The organism is Bacillus sp. K2I17 (assembly GCF_002209985.1).
GTDB classification, from domain to species: Bacteria; Bacillota; Bacilli; order Bacillales; family Bacillaceae_G; genus Bacillus_A; species Bacillus_A wiedmannii.
Genome location: NZ_NJGF01000010.1, coordinates 111,970 through 129,173, shown reverse-complemented (window position 1 = coordinate 129,173; position 17,204 = coordinate 111,970). Strand labels below are relative to the sequence as shown.

15 protein-coding genes are annotated in these 17,204 nt (G+C 37.4%); 5 read left to right on the top strand and 10 right to left on the bottom strand.

Features of this window, described 5'->3' with window-relative positions; genetic code table 11:
* Window positions 1–169: 169 nt before the first annotated feature.
* From inhA2 to CER22_RS14260, 10 genes are all read right to left on the bottom strand, one after another.
* Complete coding sequence (inhA2, locus tag CER22_RS14305; protein WP_088608985.1) at window positions 170–2,569, bottom strand: M6 family metalloprotease immune inhibitor InhA2; 2,400 nt, start codon at window positions 2,567–2,569, stop codon at window positions 170–172.
* A gap of 315 nt (window positions 2,570–2,884) precedes the next feature.
* A complete protein-coding gene (fsa, locus tag CER22_RS14300; RefSeq protein ID WP_088608984.1) occupies window positions 2,885–3,532 on the bottom strand; it encodes a fructose-6-phosphate aldolase in 648 nt (215 codons plus the stop codon).
* Window positions 3,533–3,566: 34 nt separating this feature from the next.
* On the bottom strand, window positions 3,567–4,493 hold the full coding sequence (gene rbsB / locus CER22_RS14295; protein ID WP_087983326.1) for a ribose ABC transporter substrate-binding protein RbsB: 927 nt from the start codon (window positions 4,491–4,493) through the stop codon (window positions 3,567–3,569).
* 14 nt (window positions 4,494–4,507) lie between these two features.
* Window positions 4,508–5,443, bottom strand: coding sequence for an ABC transporter permease subunit (locus CER22_RS14290; protein ID WP_001074641.1), 936 nt, complete (start codon window positions 5,441–5,443; stop codon window positions 4,508–4,510).
* 2 nt (window positions 5,444–5,445) lie between these two features.
* Entirely contained in the window at window positions 5,446–6,930 is a 1,485-nt protein-coding gene (gene rbsA, locus CER22_RS14285) for a ribose ABC transporter ATP-binding protein RbsA (RefSeq protein ID WP_046953796.1), read from the bottom strand.
* An 18-nt stretch (window positions 6,931–6,948) separates the two neighbouring features.
* Complete coding sequence (gene rbsD / locus CER22_RS14280) at window positions 6,949–7,344, bottom strand: D-ribose pyranase (protein ID WP_088608983.1); 396 nt, start codon at window positions 7,342–7,344, stop codon at window positions 6,949–6,951.
* Entirely contained in the window at window positions 7,341–8,237 is an 897-nt protein-coding gene (gene rbsK / locus CER22_RS14275) for a ribokinase (protein WP_088608982.1), read from the bottom strand. The genes rbsD and rbsK overlap by 4 nt, the downstream gene beginning before the upstream one ends.
* 13 nt (window positions 8,238–8,250) lie before the next feature.
* Complete coding sequence (rbsR, locus tag CER22_RS14270; RefSeq protein ID WP_088608981.1) at window positions 8,251–9,222, bottom strand: ribose operon transcriptional repressor RbsR; 972 nt, start codon at window positions 9,220–9,222, stop codon at window positions 8,251–8,253.
* 138 nt (window positions 9,223–9,360) lie between these two features.
* Window positions 9,361–10,974: an MDR family MFS transporter gene (locus CER22_RS14265; RefSeq protein ID WP_088608980.1), complete on the bottom strand. Its 1,614-nt coding sequence runs from the start codon at window positions 10,972–10,974 to the stop codon at window positions 9,361–9,363.
* A 19-nt stretch (window positions 10,975–10,993) separates the two neighbouring features.
* Window positions 10,994–11,452 carry a MarR family winged helix-turn-helix transcriptional regulator gene (locus CER22_RS14260; RefSeq protein WP_001132358.1) on the bottom strand — a complete coding sequence of 153 codons (459 nt, stop codon included), beginning with the start codon at window positions 11,450–11,452 and terminating at the stop codon, window positions 10,994–10,996.
* A gap of 272 nt (window positions 11,453–11,724) precedes the next feature.
* On the opposite strand from CER22_RS14260, the gene glpT reads away from it, so the two are divergent.
* The 5 genes from glpT to CER22_RS14235 all read left to right on the top strand — a co-directional run bounded on the left by glpT (window position 11,725) and on the right by CER22_RS14235 (window position 17,193).
* The gene (gene glpT / locus CER22_RS14255; RefSeq protein ID WP_088061884.1) at window positions 11,725–13,074 is read left to right on the top strand and encodes a glycerol-3-phosphate transporter; all 1,350 of its coding nucleotides are present in this window, start codon (window positions 11,725–11,727) and stop codon (window positions 13,072–13,074) included.
* Window positions 13,075–13,357: 283 nt separating this feature from the next.
* Window positions 13,358–14,377 carry an ABC transporter ATP-binding protein gene (locus CER22_RS14250; RefSeq protein WP_088608979.1) on the top strand — a complete coding sequence of 340 codons (1,020 nt, stop codon included), beginning with the start codon at window positions 13,358–13,360 and terminating at the stop codon, window positions 14,375–14,377.
* Entirely contained in the window at window positions 14,364–15,290 is a 927-nt protein-coding gene (locus CER22_RS14245) for an ABC transporter ATP-binding protein (RefSeq protein WP_001196372.1), read from the top strand. Before CER22_RS14250 ends, CER22_RS14245 begins: the two co-directional genes overlap by 14 nt.
* Before the next feature lie 14 nt (window positions 15,291–15,304).
* On the top strand, window positions 15,305–16,270 hold the full coding sequence (gene opp4B, locus CER22_RS14240; RefSeq protein WP_088061882.1) for an oligopeptide ABC transporter permease: 966 nt from the start codon (window positions 15,305–15,307) through the stop codon (window positions 16,268–16,270).
* A 17-nt stretch (window positions 16,271–16,287) separates the two neighbouring features.
* A complete protein-coding gene (locus CER22_RS14235) occupies window positions 16,288–17,193 on the top strand; it encodes an ABC transporter permease (RefSeq protein WP_088061880.1) in 906 nt (301 codons plus the stop codon).
* The last annotated feature ends 11 nt before the right edge of the window (window positions 17,194–17,204 follow it).

Sequence of the window (17,204 nt, the reverse complement as noted above, 5' to 3'; positions counted from 1 at the left end):
TGTATAAATACCAACGATACTTCGACAATTTCCTCGGAAATATTTCCTTTCCCCACATAATTTGATACACTACATATGGACAGACACTTGTATTACATAAGCTAAAATAATAACTTACTGTACAAATTGAAAAGCACACTCTTCATATGAAGAATGTGCTTTTATGTTATTAACGTTTAATCCAAACAGCGCCTGCCGATTTATCCTCTGCCTGTCCAACAACTTGGAATTTAAGTCCAAGGTTTGGAACTTTTCTTCCTGCATCTGCAATTTGTTTGTTACTATATACTTTTGAATCATCAAATGTTGTAACACCTTGTAATCCAGAATAGTTAAACTGTCCACGTGTTAGTGAATTTGCACTCCATGCTGGTGTTTGATCAAATGAAAATGCAGCATCTGCAATTTGCATACCTGTATTACCGTAAGTTGGTCTTCCGTTTAAATTCCCAACAAATGCCTCTGGATGCGAATCCACAACACCAAGGAATCCTTCACCTGGATGCACCCCAACCCAGTTATCTTTGAAGCTATCATCTGCATACCAAACGACAAGACCTGTATTATACACTGGACCTTTTCCTGCTTTTAATCCATTATCTGATCCCGCATAGTTTCTCCACTCTAAGTAGTAATAATGAGCTTTCTTTTCTGTCCCATCAGAAACAACAAAACCATTTAAATTCATTTTAGCCTGTCCTTCTGTATCATCAGAAAATACAACTTGTCCATCAACAGTTACATTTACATTATCCATCGCGAAACCTTTATATGTTACAGCCGGATCTGTAATATAATCGAATTGCAGTTTCACTTTTTTCCCTTTAAATTGACTTAAATCATATGATTTATCCATCCATTTTCCATCTGTTGTATCTTTATCTTCTTGGACTACTTTTTCTCCAAGTCTATCAATTAACGTTTTAGTTCCATCTTCTGTTACTGCATGCACTTCGACAAAATCGCACTCTGCTTCTAACTCATAATTTGCTTTATAATCGAATTTTGCATTTGTTCCTTTTGTTAAATCAAAGAATGGTGTCTCTAGTGTTGTATGCATATCATCTCCTCTTGTACTATAATATGCATGCTTTCCAAACTCCGGTTTAATCGTTTCAACACTCTTACCCGGTAAGTTAACACGTACAACGCCTGGACGATTGGATTTCGTAACACTTTGATCAATATATGTAGGAATTCCTACTCCACGCTTAATTTTATCGTAATCTACTTCTAAAATTTTTGCCCAGTTGCCGCCCATATTCTTTTGTAAGAAGTCTTTATTTTGTGGTGAGAAACTAGTTGGCTCTGTTCCTGCAATTTTCCCTGTCCAACTACCTCCACTCATTAATGACCACGCTTCGACAGGTGAACCAGTTCCAGTATATTTCGTGTCATATTCATCTGGTAAGCCAAGATCATGTCCAAATTCATGCGCAAATACACCTACTGCTCCATCTTCTGGTTCAATTGTATAATCATGTGCCGCTACTTTTCCACCAAAGTAATCTACCTTTGATTTTGTACCTTCAACCGCTACTGGATCTATTGCTAATTTTGAACGATGTGACCAAATTGCATCATCACCTAATTTACCGCCACCAGCTTCTTGACCAACACCAGCATGGATTACCATTAAATGATCAATTACACCATCAGGTTCATTTTGATTTCCATCACCATTTGTATCATATCTATCGAATTGATCAAATTGAGATAAATCTAACCCTTTCTCAGCAGCTGCATGTAAAGCTTCTTTCACTAAATCACGTGCGCCTTTTGGTCCTTTATTATCGTGACCACTACTACCATCAGCACCGTAGTCAGACGCTTTTCCTGGAACAGTTAGCCATTCCGTTACATATCCATCTGTCGTATAACTTCCACCAGACTGCTCTTCATAATATTGTTTAAACGTTTTTACTTTTGAACCATCAAATAATGTGTACGGTTCATTACCAAATAACATTTTTTGATAATGCTCTCTACTAAAGTCATTCGAATACATATACCCTGGTGTTTGATCAATATTATTATGTTTATAATCACTAAATTCAACGAGTAATACTAATACTTTATCAGTTCGAACAGACCCTTTATATGGCGCTTGCTTTGCTTTAGAAGTTGGGACTTGTCCATTCAATTGCTTTTTATTTGGTTCTGGTTTTTGCTCAGGACTAACATTTTTTTCAGGTTTCTTTACTTTCTCCTTTTCCTCCATTTTCTTCTCTTTTACTTTTTTCACGAAATCAGATGCCTCTTTAGCAGTATCCGCTGGAAGAATTTCTTTATTTGCCTGATCGCCTTGTTTCTTTTCAATATACTTTTCTACAGCTTTTTTCGTCTCTTCTTTAGAAGATGCTGGATTAATTGTTCCTCTTTCTTTCAACGCTTCCGCTAAACGATCTTCTTGAATTAAATTGTAATCAATTGGTGTTGTAGATACATTGTCTTTCTCTTTTACTGTCGTTTCTGCGTATGCTAGCGGAGTACTCATTACAGATGTGCATCCGATAATTGCCGCAATTGCTAAAGATGATAACACTTTAAATGGCGCTTTTCTTCTCATTCTATTTCTCTCCTTTTATAAAACTTAAAATTCAGATAAATTAGTGTATTTAAATCGAAATCCCCACTTTCTGCCCTCCCTATATAAAAAGGCATAATTCTATAAACGTTAAGCTTTCTGTTATAGAATCATGCCCCTCCAGTTTTCTGGTCAGAACCTCTACCTTTTTATGTCGAAATATGAAAAATAAAAAGTGATTTGTATATATTAAATAGCTTATATAACAAATTTAAAAGACAATATGCAAAATTGCATGAAAATTCTTTTAAATAAATAAGAACCCTAGTCAATTAAACTAGGATTCTCGATTTTCTATTATTTCTCTTGTGTTTTTTCCCAATCAGCTAAGAATTTCTCAATTCCTTGATCTGTTAATGGGTGCTTCACTAATGAAGCAATTACGTTTGCTGGGATTGTTGCAATATGTGAACCGTTTAATGCTGCCTCTGTTACGTGAACACTGTGACGTACAGATGCTGCAATAATTTCTGTTTCAATGCCGTGAATTGCAAAGATTTCTGCGATTTGGCGGATTAGGTCCATACCGTTATGACCGATATCGTCTAAGCGACCTAAGAATGGTGAAACGTATGTTGCACCAGCACGAGCTGCAAGTAATGCTTGAACTGCTGAGAATACTAATGTAACGTTTGTACGAATTCCTAAATCAGAGAATGCTTTTACTGCTGTTAAACCTTCCGTTGTCATTGGTACTTTTACAACAACGTTTGGAGCAATTTTCGCTAACTCTTTTCCTTCTTCGATCATTTTATCAGCTTCTAAGCTAATTACTTCTGCACTTACAGGTCCTTCTACAACGTTGCAAATTTCACGAATACGCTCGTGGAAATCTACGCCTTCTTTTGCTACAAGTGATGGATTTGTCGTTACTCCAGCTAATACGCCTAATGCATTTGCCTCTTTAATTTCGTTAATGTTTGCTGTATCAATAAAGAATTTCATTTGTTATTCTTCCTTCCTGATTTTCATTTTATATTTATTTGTTTTTCTTAATAAGCTCTAATTCAATCGGAATAGATTTGTCCACTTTTTTACCTTGTGTTATCTCTTTTGCTGTTTGCATCGCCTTCTCCCCGATTAATTCCGGTTTTTGAGCAACTGTTGCAGCCATACGCCCATCGTTAACCGCTTTTACAGCATCTTCTGTTGCATCAAAACCAACAACGACTACATCTGTTTTTCCAGCAGACTTCAATGCTTCAAGTGCCCCTAATGCCATTTCATCGTTATGCGCAAACACGGCTTTAATATCACCATTTGCTTGCAAAATGTTTTCCATAACAGATAATCCTTTTGCTCTATCAAAATCAGCTGCTTGTTTTGCAACTACTTTTAAAGACTTATCCGCTACGTTGTGGAATCCTTTCCCGCGCTCGCGAGCAGCAGAAGAGCCAGGGATTCCTTCTAATTCAGCAACGTTTGCTCCCCCGCCAACTAATTCACGAATGTAATCACTAGCCATTTGACCACCTTCAATATTATTAGAGGCAATGTGAGAAACAACTTTACCTGAATTTGCAACGCGGTCTACAGTAATAACAGGGACATTCGCTGCATTTGCCGCACTTACTGCTGAAGCAACAGCATCTGAATCGGTTGGATTAATAACAACTACATCGACACCTTTTTGAATTAAATCTTCAACATCATTTGTTTGCTTTGCTGCATCATTTTGTGCATCAACAGCAATCAATTCAATGCCGCTTGCTTTCGCTTGCTTTTCTGCTCCTTTTTTCAAAGTCACAAAAAATGGATTGTTTAAAGTTGAAACAGAGAATCCAACTTTAATAGTTTTATTTCGACCTTTATCGCTAGAATCCTTTGCCCATTCTGGTGGTTCCATTGAACAACCAGCAGTAATGACCATAATACATGCAACGAGTATAAGTAACCATTTCTTCATGAACTATCCCTCCATTACGCTTCTTTTCGGCGATCAATTAATACAGCTAGTAAGATTACAAGTCCTTTTACAACTTGTTGGAAGAAAGAAGATACACCTAATAAATTTAAACCGTTATTTAGTACACCGATAATAAGTACACCGATGAATGTACCAACAATCCATCCTCTTCCCCCAGAAAGACTTGTTCCACCTAATACAACTGCTGCAATTGCATCTAATTCGTAAGAAGTACCTGCAGTTGGCTGTGCAGAATCTAGTCGTGATGTTAAGACTATACCTGCAAGCGCTGCCAAAATTCCGGAAAGACCGTAAATCATTACTTTAATTCTCGTAACATTAATACCTGATAATGCTGCTGCTTCTTCATTTCCACCAATTGCAAATGTACGGCGACCAAATGTCGTTTTCTTCAAAATGAAGTACAGTACTGCGAAAGCGATCATCATTGTAACAGCTGGTACCGGAATACCAAGAAAATAACCGCGGCCAAACATTTGGAACATTAAATGATCACCCAGACCAGTGATCGGACGTCCGTCCATATAAACAAGCGTCAACCCACGAAAAATAGTCATTGTTGCTAAAGTTGCAATAAATGGAGCTACTTTTCCCTTCGCTATGATGATACCGTTTACAATTCCCATTACAAGACCAGCTAATAATCCAACTGCCATCGCAAGGAACGGGTCCATGCCACTTGCCATCATTCCAGCAACAAGTGCACTTGATAATGCTAAAATAGAACCTACCGATAAGTCAATACCCCCTGTTAAAATTACAAAGGTCATTCCGAATGCAATAAGCGCATTAATCGATACTTGACGCAGTATATTAAATAAATTTGGAATCTCAATAAATGCCGGATTTAAAGCTGTAATTACGACGATAATTAATACTAAACCGATTAAAGAACCGAGTTGTTGTAATACATTCCCCTTCTTAGCCATCCTTACTCTCCCCCTGTAGCTAGTGCCATAATAGACTCTTGTGATGCCTCATCTTTCTCTAAAATGCCGCCGACCTTTCCTTCATGAATAACAAGAACACGATCACTCATTCCTAAAACTTCTGGAAGCTCAGATGATACCATAATAACGGCATCGCCTTGCTCAGTAAGCTTATTCATAATAGAGTAAATTTCTTTTTTCGCTCCAACATCTACACCTCTTGTTGGCTCATCTAAAATGAGTAACTGCGGGTGGATACCTAGCCATTTTGCAATAACAACCTTTTGCTGATTTCCACCAGAAAGAGATTTCACCGCTTGCTCTCCACTAGCTGCTTTCACATTAAGAAGTTTCATCATATCCGCTGTAAACTGTTGTTCTAGTTCGTTACTTAAGACACTTCCCTTTGAAAGACTTTCTAAATTCGGTAAAGCTAAATTTTCTCGAATTGAGAAATCTAAAACTAACCCTTCAGATTTTCTATCCTCTGTAATAAAAGCTATTCTTTGTCTAATCGCATCTATCGGACTATCAATCTTTACTTCTTGTCCATTTATAAAAATTTGGCCAGAATCTAAAGGTTCGTATCCAAATATCGCTTTCATAATATCTGTACGGCCAGCTCCCATCAAGCCAGCAACACCAAGGATTTCACCTTTTCTTACTTGAAACGAAACATTTTCAAACTTCCCTTTTTTCGTTCCGTTACGCATCTCAAAAATGACATCGCCAATTTGACTATTTCGCTCTGGGTAACGTTCACCAATGCTGCGCCCCACCATCATACTCACTACTTCATCAAATGATGTTTCCGGAATGAGTCTCTTTCCTACGTATTCCCCATCACGTAAAATCGTAATGGCATCACATATTGAAAAAATTTCTTCCATTCGGTGTGAGATATAAACGAACGAAACGCCTTCTTTACGTAATTTATTAATGACAGTAAACAACGTTTCAATTTCACGATCTGTTAATGCAGCTGTAGGTTCATCCATAATAATAACGCTCGCGTTTGTCATTAACGCTTTCGCAATTTCGATAATTTGCTGTTGTCCAACCGATAACTCTCCTGCCAACATAGCGCCTTTTACATGTAACCCTAACTCCGCTAGTTGCTGCTGCGCAATCGCGTTCATTTGACGCGTACGCAAAATACCTGTCTTCCCATACATTAACTCTTTACCGAGAAACATATTTTCAGCTACTGTTAAATTCGATAATATGTTCAATTCTTGATGTATAAATGCAATACCGTACTCTTCTGCTTCTTTCGCATTTTTAAAAGTTCGTTCTTGTCCATCAATCGTGATTGTTCCACCATCTTTTTTGTATACACCTGTTAAAATTTTCATGAGCGTTGATTTGCCCGCTCCATTTTCCCCCATCAATGCATGGACTTCCCCTGTTTCAATCATAAACTGTGCATTCTTCAAAACAGGATTGCCATTGAACGCCTTTGAAATATTTTTCATTTCAATACGCATTCCCATCACTTCCTTTTATTAAAAAATCACGCCTGCATGTAAAATTACATTGGCATAAGGAGTAGCCTCTCCTGTACGAATAATTGCTTTCGATTTCTTCGTGTGCTCTTTAAATTGTTCATGCGATACATATTCAAATGCTGGCTCTATTAATTTCAGCTCGATTTCTTTATTTACTTCCGCATTATTATTAATGACTTCTTCTGCTAACGTTACTTTTTCAATTGCCATATCATTAGCTACCACTTGCAATACGTCTAAAAAGCTAGGTTTTCCAATCTCAACAGCTAAATCAATTCGTTTTACTCCGTCAGGAATTGGTAACCCGCAGTCTGCGATTACAATCGTATCTGTATGTCCAAGTGAAGCAAGGACTGATGCAATCTCACTGTTTAATACACCGTGCTTTTTCATCCGACAATCACCTGCACTTCACGTACTCTATCTCTCGTTGGCATACCGCCCTGTGCTCCAAGTCTCGTTACAGAAAGACCACCAGCAATATTCGCAAAACGAATTGCTTTTTGAAGTGTTTCTCCTTCAGAAAGCGCGACTGCTAATGCACCATTGAATGTATCACCAGCTCCAGTCGTATCTACTACATCAACAGCGATGCTAGGAACATGTACAATCTCCGTACCATTATGGAAACGAACACCTTTAGAACCTTCTGTCATCAATAGTTTATTTGGATATTTAGCCAGTAAATCTTCAATTGGTGACGTGAAATCATCTAATACGATGCGACACTCATGTTCATTTGGTGTAATATAAGTTGCCTTTTCTAAAATATCTTCTGATAACACTTGTGCTGGCGCTGGATTTAACATAACTGGAATATTATGCTCCTCACAAATAGCCAATACATATTTTACTGTTTCAAGTGGAATCTCTAGTTGAAGAACAACCATATCTGCTTTTATAAGAAGATCTTTTGAACGATCTACAACCGACTCATTTACAAGAGCATTTGCCCCTTGCACGACAACAATACTGTTATCCTCTTCTGCTAAAACGATATGAGCAATTCCTGTCGCCGTATCTGTAACCGGTACCACATAGTCGATAAAAACGCGTTCGTTCTCTAAATTGTTCCTAACTACAGTTCCATAATTATCGTTTCCAACCGCTCCAACCATCGCTACATTTGCGCCTAATCTAGCTGCAGCAACTGCTTGGTTGGCTCCTTTCCCTCCTGGGATTGTATGAAATGCTTCACCAATTACTGTTTCTCCTGCTTTCGGACGTTTTTTTGAAACAGCCACTAAGTCCATTGAAATACTACCTACCACTGCAATATTTGGCATCTGTTTCATCTCCTTACTTCGTTGTATTTCGTTCTATAATTTCAATCGGTAAACGATAGTGTTTCTCTTCTAATACGTTTCCTTCCATCTGCTCTAACAACAGCTCTGTTGCAATTTTCCCCATTTCATAAATTGGCTGTGCAACAGTTGTAATAGATGGATACATCATTTCTGTTAAAGAAATTCCATCGAATCCGATAATTTGTAAATCATCTGGAATAGAAATCCCCTTTTGGAGTGCAGCCTTTACAATACCTATTGCAATTAAATCATTTCCAGCAACAATTCCATCAATATGTGGGTATTCTTCTAATAATTCCACTGTTACACGCTCACTATTAGCTGGATCAAATGTACTCTCTGCAATCATATAAGAAAGATTATTTTGCGTAATAACGTCTACAAAACCTTCAAAACGTTCATTAGCAGTGCTTACATCACGCGGTCCGCGAATATGCGCAATATGTTTACAGCCTTTATCTATTAATAGCTTTGTCGCTGCCTGACTCCCTGCATAGTTATCTGCATATACAGTAGGGATACGCTCATTAAACATACGGTCAATTGCAACAACTGGAACAGACAACTTCATGTAATTAACACTATTTTGTGGATTCGTTGCTACAATAAATCCATCCACATTATTTTGCCTAAGTACATCAATATATTGCTTTTCTTTCTCTAAACTCTCATCAGAGTTACAAAGGACAACTGTGTATCCTTGTTTATGCGCTACATCTTCTACGGCACGTGCAACTTCTGGAAAGAATGGATTCACGATATTTGGAACAACTAAGCCAATTAAACGTGATTTTTTATTATACAATGAACGCGCTACTGTACTAGGTTTATAATCTAGCATCTCAATCGCTCGTTCTACTTTCTTTAATGTATCTTCATGAACATATCCATTTTTATTTAACACTCTGGAAACGGTCGCCACAGATACTCCCGCTAATTTCGCAACGTCTTTAATCGTACTCATTCTCTTTCCTCTCCATCTCATGTAACCGTTTACAGAAAACAATATAACGTATTTCTAGAAATACGTCAATCATTTCTCATGAAAAAGCTTTTAAGGTTATACTCAAAAAAAGCACCGCCATAAGGCGATGCTTTTTCATTACGAATAGGATACAGTTTGTTCTTTTTCCTCTGTAGCTGGCTCTTCAGCATCTTTTTTACGATCTGACAGTTTAATCTTCTGTAAGAAAATCGTAAAGATAGCGCCTACTACGATAAATACTAATCCTGTTAAGAATACAGTATGAAGTGAGTCTACTAAAGAGTTTTTCAAGATTGGTACAATGCTGTTAGCGAATGCTTCTGGCATTTGTTTTAATGCCTCTGGACTAAATAGCATCGAATATAAACCTTGTGGATCTGTGTGAATCATATCTTTAAATTTCGTTACCATTTGGCCCGCTTCTTTCGGGAACGTATCTAATACAGGTACTAATTTATTTGTTAATGTTGTACCTGAAGTGTTATTCATGATTGACCCTAAAATTGTAATACCAAATGTTCCACCGATTTGACGGAAGAACTGACTTGATGATGTTACGACTCCAAGATCTTTTTTCGGGAAACTTTCTTGTAACGCTAATGTTAATGTCGGCATAACAAGACCCATTCCTAAACCGATAATACTCATATAGAAAGTAGCAGTAAGTTTAGTCGTGTGCATATCCATCGTTGTTAATAACCAGAAACCACCAGCCATAATAAGCATCCCTGTAATAATTTGTGGTTTCACACCAACTTTTAATACAAGTTGACCACCGATAATACTCATCACTATCATTGTAATCATCATCGGTGTCATAATTGTTCCTGATTCAGCAGCACTTACTCCTACAATTCCTTGCATGAAGAATGGTACGAACATAATCGCACCGAACATTCCGATACTCATAAAGAAACCAATCGCATTCAGTATTGTAAACGTGCGATTTTTAAAGAAATGCATCGGTAAAATCGGTTCTTCTGCTTTCGTTTCAACGATAACAAAGCTAATAATACCAATTAGAGCTAATGCAAATAAACCGATAATTTGCCAAGAATCCCATGGATAATCTTTTCCGCCAAACGTTAATGCAAGTAATAAACTTACAACACCGAGAATCATCGTAAAGATTCCAGCAATATCAATCTTGATCGGTCCTGTTTGTTTATGTGACTTTAATCCCATTGCAATAAAGATTGTTGCTAAAATACCAACTGGTAAGTTAATGTAGAATACCCATCTCCAGTTCACTGCGTCTACAATCCAACCACCCACTTGTGGTCCAATTACAGAAGCAAGACCGTATAACGCACCAAAAATACCTTGCCATTTCGCACGTTCTTTTCCCGTAAACATATCTCCGATAATAATCATAGCCATTGGCATCATAATACCGCCACCAAGACCTTGAATACCACGGAAAATAATTAATTCTGTCATACCATTTGCCATACCACATAACGCCGAACCAACCATAAAGATAACTAGTCCTGTAATATATACGTTACGACGGCCAAGTAAATCCGCTAATTTACCTGCAATTGGTACAACTGTCGTTGATGTTAACATATAAGCTGTTGTTAACCACGTCATTAAACTTAATCCGCCTAGTTCACCGACGATACGCGGCATTGCTGTACCAACAATCGTTCCATCTAATGCAGCAAATAGCATTGCGATTATTAAACCAATTAACAGCAACTTTCTATTTATGTTTTCTTGTTGCTCCATGTAATCTCCTCAATTCCTCTTAGTTATTCTCTTTTTTCTCTTGTGTCCCGCAAATAATTGTTTCTAACTTCTCAAAGAGGCGTAACAAATCTTCTCTTTCTTGTAATTCTAAATGTGAGAAATATTTTGCAATATGCTCATTACGAGCGGTCATTGCCTCTTCTACTCTAGCTTTCCCCTTTTTTGTTAACTCAATGATGACAACACGACGGTCATCTTTGTCGTGATAGCGTTCTACAAGCTCTTGGTCAATTAGGCGATCAATCATCACTGTAATTGCACTAGGCTTTACATACATCTTTTTTGCTAATTTTGTCGCTCTTGAAGCACCGTAATGATCTAAAATCTTTAAAATATAAAACTGCGGTGGTGTAAGTCCTGTTGCTTGCATTTGTTCTAATAACTCCGTCTGCATTTTCTTTCCAATCGAAAAGGCAAGAGCTTGAATTTTATCGATATGCGTCATATCATTTGGCATGTTATCCACCTCTTATTTAAGCAATAAAATATTTAACGTATTTAAATATTAATCCCACAAACAAAATCCGTCAACACTTTTTATTTATAAAAACGTTTACATTTCTGTCACAAAGTTGTATAATTTTCGACGAAGTTAATATTGACAGTCACGGAGAATCGGAGTATACGGCTATGAATCATAAAAAAGGAAACTTTTTTATATTTCATGGCCTTTTTATATTCTCTCTGACTTACAACATTTCGAATTCATTAGGGGAGGATTTTCATTTTATGTTTTTCACACAATTATTTAAGCCTGCGCCCCACGCGGAACGCTTACCAGCTGATCGCGTTGATAGCGAATACCGTAAATTACGTTTACAAGTATTCTTAGGTATCTTCATCGGCTACGCAGGTTACTACTTTGTTCGAAAAAACTTTTCACTAGCGATGCCATACTTAATCGAACAAGGCTTTAGTAAAGGGGAACTTGGGGTTATCCTTTCAGCAGTATCTATCGCTTACGGATTAAGTAAATTTCTTATGGGTATCGTATCCGACCGTTGTAATCCTCGCTACTTTTTAGCAGCTGGGCTATTTTTATCAGGTATCATTAATATTATTTTCGGCTCATTTTCTTTCATTACAACGAGCATTATACTTATGTTTGTCCTTCAGTTTTTAAATGGATGGGTACAAGGTATGGGATGGCCTCCTTGTGGTCGTACGATGGTTCACTGGTTCTCTATTAGTGAACGTGGTACAAAAATGTCTATTTGGAACGTTGCTCATAATGTCGGTGGCGCGCTTATGCCTTCTCTTGTGACATTAGGCTTATACTTCTTCGCAAATGACTGGAAGAGTATTTTTTACTTCCCAGGTATTCTTTCAATTTTAGTTGGTATTTATGTATTAATTACGATGAGAGATACACCTCAATCTTGTGGATTACCTTCTATCGAAGAACATACTGGAGAATATCCATCAGATGAAAAAGTAAAAGATCGAGAACGCGAACTTTCAGTAAAAGAAATTTTATTTAAATACGTACTAAACAATAAATTTTTATGGTACATCGCTATCGCGAACGTTTTCGTTTATTTCGTACGTTACGGCGTTGTAGACTGGGCTCCTACCTATTTAGTAGAGGAAAAAAGTTTCACTCATAGTAGCTCCCGTACAGCTTACGCTCTATATGAATGGGCTGGTATTCCAGGTACACTTCTTTGCGGATGGATGAGTGATAAACTATTTAAAGGGCGCCGCGCACCTGCTGGTATTTTATTTATGGTTGGTGTATTTATCGCCGTTCTTGTTTACTGGCTAAACCCTCCTGGTAATCCAATGGTTGATAGTATCGCACTTGTCGCGATTGGATTTTTAATTTACGGACCTGTTATGTTAATCGGCCTACACGCACTAGACTTAGCACCAAAAAAAGCTGCTGGAACTGCCGCTGGTTTAACTGGGTTCTTCGGTTACCTAGGTGGAGCTACTTTTGCTAGCGCAGCTATGGGCTTTATCGTAGATGCATTCGGATGGGATGGCGGATTCATCTTATTACTTGTATCTTGTGTACTTGCAATGTTCTTCCTTGCTCTTACTTTAAAGACAGGATCTGCAAAACCAAAACAAGCTTAAGTACTAATATTATTCTTATCAAAAAAAGAGAGGCTGTTCTTTCCAGAACACCTCTCTTTTTTCTACATATAAATCTTTTTTCTTACAAAAGATTTATTCTCCTCTTTTTATATGTTAGCGTTTTCAACTAACTTCAATCCCTTATATAACAGCATTCAATCTCTGTATAAAAAGATTTTTGAATATTTTCTCAACTTATGCTTGTCAAACATTGTCAATTTATATTAAAATAACAACAACATACAAAATATTTAGTCTTTTCAGAAAAGATGGAGGGATAGCCATGAAGAATCCACTTCTTCGCATTGAAAACTTACAGACTTCCTTTCGCATACAAGATCACTATCATGCCGCAGTTGATGATGTTTCGTTAACTGTCCATGAAAATGAAATTGTCGCGATAGTTGGTGAATCAGGTTGCGGAAAAAGTGCACTTGCCCTTTCTATTATGCGACTGCATAATGAAGCAAATACAAAATTACAAGGGCAGCTTAACTATAAAGATAAGGATCTACTAACTATGTCAGCCGCAGAGATGAATAAAGTACGCGGATCAAACATCGGTATGATTTTCCAAGAACCTCTTACAGCACTCGATCCTCTTATGACAGTTGGAAAACAAATCGAAGAAAACTTAGACTACCACACAAGCCTTTCAAAAGTTGAAAAAAAAGAACGCACCTTAGAACTACTTCATCAAGTTGGTATTCCAAAACCAGAACTTACATATAAACAATACCCACACGAATTATCTGGCGGAATGAGACAAAGAATTGTTATCGCAATTGCAATTGCTTGTAACCCAGCACTCATTATTGCGGATGAGCCAACAACGGCTCTTGACGTAACCATCCAAGCACAAATTTTAGACTTACTAAAATCTATTCAAGAACAAACGAAAATGGGCATCATTTTAATTACTCATGATTTAAGTGTTGTCGCAGAAACAGCAGATCGTATCGTCGTTATGTACGCTGGACAAGTTGTAGAGACAGGAAAAGTTGAAGAGATTTTTAACAACCCTCTTCACCCATATACTCGTTCTCTATTAAACTCCATTCCATCTGCGTATGGTGAAAAAGAAAAATTGCATGTAATTCAAGGGGTCGTTCCTTCGTTAGCGAAGCTTCCTCGCACAGGTTGTCGCTTCCAAGCTCGAATTCCATGGATTAGACCTGATCAACACGAGGAAAATCCAATTTTACATGAAGTAAAACCAGACCATTGGGTACGTTGTACTTGCTACAAGCATTTCAACTTCCAAGATAAGAAAGGAGATGACGTAGCTCATGGCACTGCTTAAAGTAGAAGATTTAAAAGTACATTTTCCAATTAAAGGTGGTTTCTTCGGCCGCACATTAGATTACGTGCGTGCTGTCGATGGTGTAAGTTTTGAATTACAACCGGGTGAAACATACGGGATCGTTGGTGAATCTGGAAGTGGCAAATCAACAACGGGTAAAGCAATTATGCATTTAACGAAAGCAACAGAGGGTAGCATTCATTTTAATAATAGAGATTTAACAAAATTAAGTCGCTCCGAGCTACGTGAACAACGAAAAGATATTCAAATGATTTTCCAAGATCCTTATTCATCATTAAATCCGAAGAAACGTGTTCTCGACATTATTGCTGAGCCTCTTCGAAATTTTGAGAAGCTCTCACCTGATGAAGAACGTAGAGCGGTTCAAGAATATCTTGATAAAGTTGGTCTAAATCCAGAGTCAATTTATAAATATCCACATGAATTTTCCGGCGGGCAAAGGCAGCGGATTGGTATTGCACGTGCTCTTACATTAAAACCGAAGCTTATTATTGCTGATGAGCCAGTATCTGCGCTTGACGTCTCTGTACAAGCACAAGTATTAAACTTCTTGCAAGATTTACAAGCTGAGCTCGGACTAACATACTTATTCATTAGTCATGATTTAGGTGTAATTCGTCATATGTGTGATCGTATCGGTGTTATGTATCGCGGACGCATTGTCGAAGAAGCAACTAGTGCAGAAATTTATAGTAATCCGCAACATATTTATACGAAGCGCCTAATATCAGCAATTCCTGATATTCGTCCTGAAAACAGAGAGAGACAGCGTAAGCTCCGTCAACAAGTAAGCTCTGAATACGAGAAATCATACGAAAATTATTTCAATGAAAACGGTCGTGCTTATGACTTAAAAGCAATCTCGCCAACGCACCGGGTGGCATTACCATAAGGGAGTGATAAAACATGTGGAAGTTTATATTACGGAGATTTTTAGTGATGATCCCGCAATTATTCGTGTTAAGTGTACTTGTCTTTCTATTAGCTAAGGCAATGCCAGGCGATGCCTTAACCGGCAGAGCAATGAATCCAAAAGCGGATCCAAAAGTGATTGAAGAACAACGTGAAAAGCTTGGATTAAATGACCCAGTTGCAACACAATATGTTCGCTGGATTAAAAATGCAGCCCAAGGTGACTTCGGTATTTCCTATGCACATAAAATGAAAGTAACCGATTTAATTGGAGAACGACTTGGAAATACAGTATCTTTAGCACTTGTTATTCTTATCCTTACCTATTTAATTGCCATACCACTAGGAGTTATAAGTGGGCGGTGGAATGATACATGGGCTGATCGACTCATTACCATTTACAACTATCTAGGTTTTGCTACACCACTATTTATATTTGCATTAATTATGCTCTTCCTATTCGGATTTAAGTTTGCAATATTCCCAACCGGCGGTAGCGTTGATCCTCAAGTTGCAACAGGTACATTTGCTTACTATTTAAGCAAATTGAATCACATGCTATTACCAGCTTTATCTGGTGCATTAATTGCGACAGTTGGTACGGTTCAATATTTACGAAGCGAAATTATTGATACGAAACATAAAGATTTTGTGCGTACAGTAAGAGCAAAGGGTGTTCCAGAATCAAAAATCTATTCTAGACATATTTTACGAAATTCATTCTTACCAATTGCAGCCTTCTTAGGCTATGAAATTACAGGATTAGTTGGCGGTGCCATCTTTTTAGAAAGTATTTTTAGCTATCCAGGAATTGGACAACTATTTATACAATCTATCTCTCAGCGTGATTTTAGTGTAATAACTGCACTCGTTATGTTTACTGGATTTGCAACGTTACTTGGAACTCTCCTTTCAGATATTATTCTAAGCATCGTCGATCCACGTATTCGTATTGATTAAAGAAAGGAGATGACGTTATGTTAGCAAACCCTGAAAAACAAACTGAAGTTATTCATTACGAAAAAAGCCCTTCTGGTTTCTCTATTATGTGGCGAGAACTTCGTAAAGATAAATTAGCAATGTTTTCACTTATTTTCCTAGCAATCTTATTACTAGCAGTCTACGCAACATCTTTTATTATGAAACAAGAAGATATTGTACGAGTTGATTTATTCGCTATTTATGCTCCTCCCTCTGCTGAACATTGGTTAGGAACAGATTACGGAGGACGCGACATTTTCGGCCAACTTATTATTGGTACACGTAACTCCTTTACAATTGGATTAGCAATTACTATTCTTTCTTGTGTAATTGGCCTTTCAATTGGATTAATTGCCGGTTATTTTGGAGGAGCAATTGATAATATCATTATGCGCATTATCGACTTTGTTATGGTTTTACCATTTTTAATGCTTGTAATTGTATTTATTACACTTGTTCCTACATTCAATATCTTCACTTTCATTTTAATTATGAGCGTGTTCTTATGGACAGGAAAGGCAAGATTAATTCGCTCAAAAGTATTAACTGAAAAAGAACTCGATTATGTCTCTGCATCAAAAACTTTAGGAACACCAAACTGGAAGATCATTCTTTTCCAAGTACTACCTAACTTAAGTTCCATTATCATTGTTAGCGTTACATTAAACCTTGCTGGAAACATCGGTATTGAATCTGGTCTAACCTTCTTAGGATTTGGTCTACCAGAAAGTACACCAAGCCTTGGTACACTTGTTAGTTATGCTAGAAATCCAGATGTATTACAAGAGAAGTGGTGGATTTGGTTACCCGCATCAATCATGATTTTAACATTGATGCTGTGTATAAATTTTATTGGTCAAGCGCTACGCCGTTCGGCCGACGCAAGACAAAGAAAAGGATAAGGGGTGGAAGA